Annotated in this window: 4 protein-coding genes; 2 read left to right on the plus strand and 2 right to left on the minus strand. The window is 71.5% G+C overall.

Features of this window, described 5'->3' with window-relative positions:
• The first annotated feature begins 175 nt into the window (after positions 1 to 175).
• Positions 176 to 4270 carry a BTAD domain-containing putative transcriptional regulator gene (locus ACIBZJ_RS42335; RefSeq protein ID WP_395939270.1) on the plus strand — a complete coding sequence of 1365 codons (4095 nt, stop codon included), beginning with the start codon at positions 176 to 178 and terminating at the stop codon, positions 4268 to 4270.
• Positions 4271 to 4297: 27 nt separating this feature from the next.
• On the opposite strand, the gene ACIBZJ_RS42340 is transcribed toward ACIBZJ_RS42335, so the two are convergent.
• Complete coding sequence (locus ACIBZJ_RS42340) at positions 4298 to 6277, minus strand: hypothetical protein (RefSeq protein ID WP_395939271.1); 1980 nt, start codon at positions 6275 to 6277, stop codon at positions 4298 to 4300.
• A gap of 445 nt (positions 6278 to 6722) precedes the next feature.
• Here ACIBZJ_RS42340 and ACIBZJ_RS42345 point away from each other — a divergent pair, with 445 nt between their 5' ends.
• Positions 6723 to 7154, plus strand: coding sequence for a universal stress protein (locus ACIBZJ_RS42345; RefSeq protein WP_395939272.1), 432 nt, complete (start codon positions 6723 to 6725; stop codon positions 7152 to 7154).
• A 55-nt stretch (positions 7155 to 7209) separates the two neighbouring features.
• On the opposite strand, the gene ACIBZJ_RS42350 is transcribed toward ACIBZJ_RS42345, so the two are convergent.
• Positions 7210 to 7395 (minus strand): response regulator transcription factor (locus ACIBZJ_RS42350; protein ID WP_395939273.1); only part of this gene is annotated, 186 nt, incomplete at its 5' end.

Raw genomic sequence — 7395 nt, forward strand, 5'->3', positions numbered from 1 at the left:
TTCCCATCCTCGCCACGCGGCGTCAGGGCATCGTCAGCACGGCTCCGTGCCCACGGACACAGTTCGGGCCCGCGCGTCCGCTTGGTAGGTCGTCACCGGGCCGACGACCGGCAGGAGTACTGGGGGTCGCCGCGTGCCGTCGTTGCGCATTTCGTTGCTACCCAGGCTCGCGGTCATGGTGGACGACCAGCCGGCCAAGGCCTTCCGGAGTATCCGCACCGAGGCCTTACTGAGCGTTCTGGCCGTGGACGGCGGCGCTGTCACGCGGACCCGTCTGGCCGGACTGTTATGGCCCGACTTGGCCGAGCCGCTCGCCCGGCACAACCTCCGGCAGACCCTGCTCCAGCTGAGGCAGTCACTGGGTGCGGCCACGGCGTCGGGCGGGGCGCCGTTCCTGCTGGTCGACCGCCGGTCCGTCGAGCTCAACCCCGCAACCTGCGATGTGGACGTCACGATGCTGCGTGCCCATCTGGCGGACGCGGGGCGCCACCGCGGCGCCGGCGACCCCGCCGGCGCCGCCGGGGCGAACGAACGGGCCGTCGCGCTGTACCGGGGGGCCCTCCTGGACGGGTGGACGATCCCGGGCAGCGACTTGTTCGACGAGTGGCTGGGGCAGGCGCGCCTGCGCCTCCACCAGGAGGTAGTCGACGCCGTCGCGGCATTGACCGCCTACTACGACGAGTGCGGTGACATCGCGCAGGCATTGGTGCACGCCCGCCGATGGGTGACGCTCGACCCGTTCAACGAGAACGCCTACCGCCACGGCATGCGCCTGCTGGCGGCGTCCGGGCAGCCGGCGGCCGCCCTCGCGCTCTACGAGGAGTGCCGGGCGGCCCTGGCCGCCGAGCTCGGCGTGGAGCCGGACGACGCGACGAGCGCGCTCATGGCACGCATCCGTTCGGGCGGCGAGCGCCGCGACCTCCGAGCGCCCCGCGGACGACCCGCGACAGGGGTGCAACACATTCCGCAGGTAGGCCCGTTGTTCGGACGCGCGGGGGCGCTGGACACGCTGCGAGGCTGGCTCCTCGAGGACGCCTGCCGGCTGGTGGGTGTCGTCGGGCTCGGCGGGATCGGCAAGACCGCTGTGGCCGCCCAGCTCGTCGCGACCGTCAGTGACGCCTTCGAGGGCGTCGTCTGGTGGTCGCTGCGCAACGCGCCGCCACCGGAGGAGACTCTCGCTGCCTGTCTCCAGGCGCTCGCCCCCGGCGCCGGTACCCCGCCCCGTGTCGGCCGCACGCAACTGGACGCCCTGACCGACGTCCTGATGGACGTCCTGCACGCCCGGCGCTGCCTGATAGTGCTGGACAACGCCGAAAGCGTCCTGGAACCGGGCGCCCGGGCCGGCATCTACCGCTCCGAGATGGAGCCTTACGGGCGGTTCCTGGAGCGCGTCGCGGCGGAGCCGCACCGGAGCGCGGTCGTCGTGACGAGCCGCGAGCAGCCGCTGGAGCTAGCGCCGGCCGCCGCCGACCAGCGGGAAGCCGAGCGGCCCGGCCGCAGTGTCGTGGGTTCCGATCCGGGTCCGGTTCGGATTCTGCGCCTGCCCGGGCTGTCCGTCGGGGCCGGTCTGGCGATGCTGCGTCCTCGGGGCGTCGTCGACGAGCGCAACACCGCCCACCTGGTGCGACGCTACTCGGGCAACCCTTTGGCCCTGGAGGTCGCGGCGGCCACCGTGCGCGAATTCTTCGGCGGTGATGTGCGCGCCTTCCTCGGCCAGGGGGCGCCGGTGTTCGACGACATCCGCGCCGTCCTGGAACAGCAGTTCGCGCGCCTGACCCCGCTCGAACGCGACGTGATGATGTGGCTCGCGGTCGAACGGTCACCGGTCACCGTGCAGCACCTGCGCGAACACCTGTCCGACCGCGAGCCGTGGTGGGCGGTCCTGGAGGCCCTGCGCTGGCTGCGCCGGCGGTCGTTGCTGGAACGCTCCCGAGACCGTTTCCTGCTGCAGAGCGTCGTCATGGAGTACGCCACGGATGTCCTCGTTGCCACCATGGCACGGGAGGTCACCGACGGGGGTATCGACCGCTTCGGCCGGCACGCGCTGTCGTGTACGCACACCAGCGAGCACGTGCGGCAGGCGCAACAGCGGCTGAGCGTCGCCCCCTTGGTTCGCGAGTTGGTCGCACGGCTGGGGCACGACGGGCTGGTGGCTCGGCTGCGGGCGCTCCCGGACGAGCTGCGGGCGCGGCCGGAGCTGGCGGCCGGCCACGCGGCAGGCAATGTGCTGACCTTGCTCGTGGCACTCGATGCAGACCTGACCGGGCTGGACCTGCACGACCTCGCCGTGCGCAGCGTGGACCTGCGCGGGGTGCGCGCCGCGGAAGTGGACCTGCGCCGCGCCGACCTACGGGGCGGTCTCTTCACCGAGGACATGCCCCCGATCACCGCGATCGCCTTCGACCCCGGGGGGACGTTCCTGGCCGCCGGCGCCACGGACGGCAGCGTCCGCCTGTGGTCGGCCCCGGAGGGCCGGCTCACCCGCCTCTTCCGTGGGCACACCGGCGCCGTCAACGGCGTGGCGTTCAGCCCCGACGGGACGCGGGTGGCCACCGTGGCGATGGACGGCGTCCTCCACGTGCACCAGGTGGACGATCGGCAGCGCTCCGTCGGCCCCGATGTCCCGGGACCGCCAAAGCTGTTCGAGGCGGCTCATCGTACCGGGCTGGTCGCCGTCACCTGGGGCCCGGACGGCACGTTGGTCAGCAGCGACTATGACGCCGTCATCCGGATCCGGTCCGCGGACGGAACCCCGCTCCGGCAGATGCACGGGCCCGGCGGCCCCTCCTTCGCCCTGGCCCTGCATCCGGACGGCGACCTGCTGGCCAGCGGCGACCAAGACGGTGCCGTCCGCCTGTGGGACCTGCGAAACGGACAACTGCTCACCACGCTGCTCCAGCTCAGCGACCGGGCGATGGCGGTCGCCTTCAGCCCGCACGGTGACCTACTCGCCGGCGCGGGGCTCGACGGGACGGTCGCGCTGTGGCGGATCCGTCCCGAGGAACTGCTCACGGTCCTGGAGGGCCACACGTACGCCGTGTCCTCACTTGCCTTCAGCCCGGACGGCAAGCTCCTGGCGAGCGCGTCCTGGGATCACACTGTCCGGCTGTGGGACGTGACCGGCCAGCAGCCCGCCGGACTGATCGATGGCCACACCTCGCACGTCAGCTCCGCCCGGTTCAGCCCGGACGGAGACCGGCTGGCGACCGGCGGGTACGACCACACGCTCAGGCTCTGGGACGTCGCGTCCCGCCGACCCGTGGCCGTCCGCCGGGGGCACACCGCCTGGGTCTGGTCGCTCGTCTGGACCACGGACGGCACGACCCTGCTCAGCGCCCATCACGACCAGACGGTGCGGATGTGGGACGTCGGCCGGGGCGCCGTCCGCCACGAGCTGCGAGGGCACCTCGGAGAGGTGGTGTCCGTCGCCCTCGACCACCACGGGACGCTCATAGCTAGCGGCGGGAACGACCGCAGTGTCCGGGTGTGGTCGGCTCAGGGCCAGCTCCTGCGAACTTTGGCGGGCTCCCCGGCGGCTTTGTACCAGGTGTGCCTCAGCCCGGACGGCCGCCTGGCCGCGGCGGGCGACGTCAGCGGCACCGCGACCGTGTGGAGCGTGACCGGCGAGCGCCTTCTCCAACTGCGGCCGGGACCGGACAACTTCGCCTCGCCCGTGGCGCTGGGCAGGACGCCCGGTCGCCACCGTCCGGTCCTGGTAACTCCCGGTGAGGGGTTCACGATCCGCCTGTGGGACGCCATGGACGGCCAGCTGCTGTCGACGTTGGACGGGCACGACTCCGTCGTCACCGATCTGCTGCTGAGCCCGGACGCCACGATCCTGATCAGCAGCGGGTCCGACTGCACGGTGCGGGTGTGGGACGTGGTGACCGGGGTCCTGCGGCACGTGCTGCGCGGGCCCACCACCTACATCATGTCGGTGGCCCGCAGCTTGGACGGCCGGTGGATCGCCGCGGGCGGCCTCGACGGGGACGTCCACGTCTGGGACGCCGCCACCGGCGAGCAGCGCCACGTGCTGGCCGGTCACGGCGGAGGTGTGTTCGCCGTGGCGACCGACCCGGCCAGCCGGGTACTCGCCAGCGGCAGCGCCGACGGCACTATCCGACTGTGGAATCTCGAGACCGGCGCCTGCACCACCACGCTGCGCCCCCCGGGCCCCTACCGGGGGATGCTCATCGACGGCGCTGTCGGCGTCACGGACGCCCAACGCGATGCCCTGCGGGCGCTGGGCGCCGTCGGCCAGCTGAGGTGAGGGCTGACTCAGCCCGGGGACGGCACCCTATTGAGCCAGCCAGCTGCAGCCCATGGCGCCACTGGTGTCCGAGAGGAAGACGTAGGGACGCAGCCCGGCCGTCGGCTGGTCGCGGGCTGCTGTGACGCCTGGCGCCGAGGCAACACTGAAGCTCCCCGAGGGGTCCAGGGGGACCCAGACGGTGATTCCGCTGTGATCCGGGCTGCCGTCCCAGCGCACGGACCAGGCGTTGCCGCGGTCGTCGAGCATGAAGGTTGCCGGCAGGTAGCTGTCGATGCCCCACGCGGCCACCCCGATACCGGTACGAAAGTCGAGCTCGGGCAGGGGCCCTATGGCGTTCCACTGCCAGATGGTTCCGTTCCACCAGTTGCAGTACAGGTTGCCGTCGGTGCCGATGAGGAAGGCGTAGGGGCCGTAGGCGAGCGGCGCGTCGTCGGTCGTCCCGATCGCTCCGACGGCTGCGGCCAGGCTGACGCCCGGCGGGGCTCCCATGCTGCCCCCGGCCCAGAGGGTGTCGTCAAACCAGTACTGCCACAGGGTGCCGTCCTCGAGCAGGAGGAACACGTAGGGCCGTTGCTGCTCGGCGGGGGTGTTGCGGACGGTCAGGACACCCACGGGCGCACGCACCGCCGCCCCGGGGGACCCCACGCTGCTCCACTGCCACGCGGTGCCGTCCCACTGGGACTGCCACACCACTCCGTCGTTGCCCAGTACGAACAGGTAAGGGCACGCGGGTGCCGGTGGCGCGCCCTGAACGGAGAGCGCACCGATACCCGACGCGATCCCGACGGCGCCACCGCCAGGCGGTGGCGGGGGGATCCCCAGGTTCGTCCACTGCCATCGGCCGTTCTGTACGGAGCAGGCCCACGCGCCGCCGTCGTCGTCCAGGACGAAGGCGTACGGTACCTGCCCGCCGTCGTCGGCGTCGACGGCGACCACCCCGAGCCCGCCCTCGGCGGCCAGGACGGCGGCGGGAGGGGACCCGGCGTTCGTCCACAACCACGCGTCGCCGTCCCAGGTCCCGACCCACAGGTCCACCGGCGGGTTCGAGGAGCCGGAGGTGCCCAGCAGGAACACGGAGGGCCACGACGGCGCTCCGCTCGCGGTCTGCGCCGAGAGCACGCCGACGGGACCGGACTGCATCATGCCCGCTGGGAGGACCATCGTGGTCCATCCCCATCCGGACCGCGTATCCGGCGGAGGAGCGTAGTTCAGCGCGATGGCGCCGCCGGGGTTGGCGTTGCTCAGTACCTGCGCCGACTGACCGCAGTTGGTGACTTGATTGGTGGCGGTCCAGGCCAGAGTCGGGGCCGAGGATCCGGTCTGGATCGAGATGTTCTGGAAGGTCGTGCGCTGGGCCGCCGGGTACTGGTCGCATTGGTTGACGAGGTAGGCTCCCAGCCCCACCGTGCACCACGTCAGCTCTTCGACGGTGAGAATCGGCAGGATCGTCGCGTTCACCCCGACGAAGCCGCAGGTGTAGCTTCCGTCTGACCGTAAGTTGTGGTTGATGAAGGCGGTGAGCTCGTCCCCCGGGGAGACGTAGGTTAAGCCACTGCCAAAACTGATCGACCCGCCGGCCGACAAATAGTAGCTGCCGATCGTCCAGGCCGGACCTTTCGGTGCGGGATACCAGACCAGTGCCGGCGCCAGGAGGCTGTCCGAGTTCTGGATGCCGGGGAACAGGGACACCTGCTGACCGGCGATGTTCGAGGGCGGTGGCGGCACCAGCAACTCCACAGTGAACGACGTGATCGGGGTTCCGGTGGTATCGGTCCAGCCGGCATAGGCGACCCACGCGTCGGTGAACGCGTTCGACGGTTCCGCGGCGGTGCGGGCCCATGTCGGAGCACCGTCGAGCATCACGGGATCAACCTCGGCCAAGGTCGTCGCATCGACGACCCTCGGCCTACCGTCACGCATCAGCACGATCTCGCCCGGACCGACGAGCTGGGTCTTGGACGGATCCCGTCGACGGATCGATCTGCGCGCTTGATGGTTCGCCACGTCGTCGTCTCCTCGCCAGCGATCGCTCTCCACGGACTCTCAGCCCCGGAGGGGTTCAGGGCATGCCGGTGGCACATACGCCTCTCTGCCGGCCCTCCGGTGCGGCCACGACGTCCGGAGACCGGCCGTGGGAGGGACGGCCGCCGGTCACCACGGCGCACTGGTCCACCATCCTCGCCGCCCCGCGTCAGCAAAACGTCAGCACAGCTCCTGCCGCAGTCACAGTCCAGGCCCGCGCGTCCATTCGGCGGGCCGTCCACCCTGCCATGGTCGTCGCCGGGTACGCGGTCTGTGCGGTGCTGCGGGTCCGCGGTGAGGAGGAGAGCCAGCCGGCTGGCCGGACAGGACCGAAGACCCGGCCGGCCGGGTCCAGCGACCGCAGCGGGCCACCGGACCTACGTCGCAGGATGGAGTCGTCCGGACCCCAGACCTCCGAGGAGCAACCATGACTGAGGCAGGAGTCGGCGGCGGGCGCATCGTCGTCGGCGTCGACGGATCGAAGGCGTCGAAGACGGCGCTCGGGTGGGCGCTGCGCCAGGCGCGGCTGACCGGCGCGGTCGTTGATGCGGTGATCGCCTGGCACCCGGTCGTCATGTTCGGCTACGCACCGCCTCCGGGGGACTTCGACGTCGAAGGCACCGCTGGCACGGTGCTGGGCGAGACTCTCGGTGAGGTGCTCGCCGGTGAGACGGTCGTGACGGTCCGCCGCCACGTCGTGGAAGGGGCAGCGAGCCAGGTGCTGGTCGAGCAGGCGCGCGACGCGCAACTGCTGGTGGTGGGTAACCGCGGGCACGCCGGCTTCGCCGAGGCGCTACTCGGTTCCGTCGGCCAGTACTGCGTCCACCACGCGAACTGCCCCGTGGTCGTCGTCCGGTGACCGAGGCTCGGCTTTCCGCCTCGTCCGCGGCCAGCCGATCGGCGAGCGACCGTCGTCAGCTCGGGTGGTCGGGGCTAAGGAGCTTGGTGGCGAGGATCGCGGCCTGGGTCCGGCGTTCGAGGCCGAGCTTGGAGAGCAGGCTGGAGACGTAGTTCTTGACGGTCTTCTCGGCGAGGAACATTTCCTCGCCGATCTGGCGGTTGGTCATGCCCTGGGCGATCAGTTCGAGGATCCGCCGTTC

The organism is Cryptosporangium sp. NPDC051539, assembly GCF_044454545.1.
GTDB lineage: Bacteria > Actinomycetota > Actinomycetes > Mycobacteriales > Cryptosporangiaceae > Cryptosporangium.

Bases quoted from the DNA above. Each gene is read 5' to 3' on its own strand.
- ACIBZJ_RS42335 (WP_395939270.1), top strand. From the start codon at position 176: ATGGTGGACGACCAGCCGGCCAAGGCCTTCCGGAGTATCCGCACCGAG.
- ACIBZJ_RS42345 (WP_395939272.1), top strand. From the start codon at position 6,723: ATGACTGAGGCAGGAGTCGGCGGCGGGCGCATCGTCGTCGGCGTCGAC.